Raw genomic sequence first — 866 nt, forward strand, 5'->3', positions numbered from 1 at the left:
CTAACGAAAGAGGCTTCTCGACGTTGCGTCCGCAAGCGCTTGTGCGCGACGCGGTTGGCACGAGGTTCGAGTGAGCCTTAGCGAACGTCTTGCGAACCGAAGTGACAAAGCAATGTGGCTTTAGCCCGGAGTGAGCGCGAGCGGGAACCGTGAGTCGCGAACGCAGTGAGAAGCCGAAGTTAGTTGCTGTAGCCCGTTATCAAAATATTAATAGTTTAATATTATCTAAAACTTCTTTCAAAGAAGGTTTACTTACGGACTCTATATGCTCTACTTCTCGAATAGTCCAATCCAAATTCTTTATTTGATCGGAAAGAATTACGCCGTTTAGCTTTTTAGATTTAATAACCACTTCGAAAGGATATCCTTTTACTTTACTTGTAATTGGACAAAATATGGCCAAACCAGTTTTTGAATTATATTCTTTCGGCGATAACACAAGCGCTGGTCTTCGACCCATTTGTTCATGGCCAGCTTGCGGAGTAAAATTTAGCCAGACAATATCTCCTTTTTCAGGAATATACTTACTACTCTTTACCAAGCTTCATTACCTACTGAGCTGCCTGTTGATATTTCAGAATGAAGATTTTGTTTAGTAATTTTTGAAAGCTTTTCTTCAAGAGATGCCTTTCGCATCGGATAAATAACTATTTTATCGCCTTCATATTGCAATTCAACGTGACTACCGTCATTTATTTCTAATTCAGTCGCCATTGCTTTTGGAATTCTAATTCCTAAGCTATTACCCCATTTTTGAACAATTGATTCCATATATACATTGTATATACTCTTGAAATCTTGTCAGCATTTTTTTAAATGCGTTAATATGAAAATTAATTTCCGGGCTATGGCAACTAACGAAAGAG

General features: G+C 38.8%; 2 protein-coding genes. Both read right to left on the reverse strand.

Translation table 11 applies throughout. The features are described 5' to 3' along the window. Positions 1-199: 199 nt before the first annotated feature. The gene (gene mazF / locus DLM75_RS24050) at positions 200-541 is read right to left on the reverse strand and encodes an endoribonuclease MazF (RefSeq protein ID WP_118971037.1); all 342 of its coding nucleotides are present in this window, start codon (positions 539-541) and stop codon (positions 200-202) included. Next, on the reverse strand, positions 535-771 hold the full coding sequence (locus tag DLM75_RS24055) for an AbrB/MazE/SpoVT family DNA-binding domain-containing protein (RefSeq protein ID WP_118971038.1): 237 nt from the start codon (positions 769-771) through the stop codon (positions 535-537). Before DLM75_RS24055 ends, mazF begins: the two co-directional genes overlap by 7 nt. Positions 772-866 lie beyond the last annotated feature (95 nt).

The organism is Leptospira stimsonii (assembly GCF_003545885.1).
GTDB classification, from domain to species: domain Bacteria; phylum Spirochaetota; class Leptospiria; order Leptospirales; family Leptospiraceae; genus Leptospira; species Leptospira stimsonii.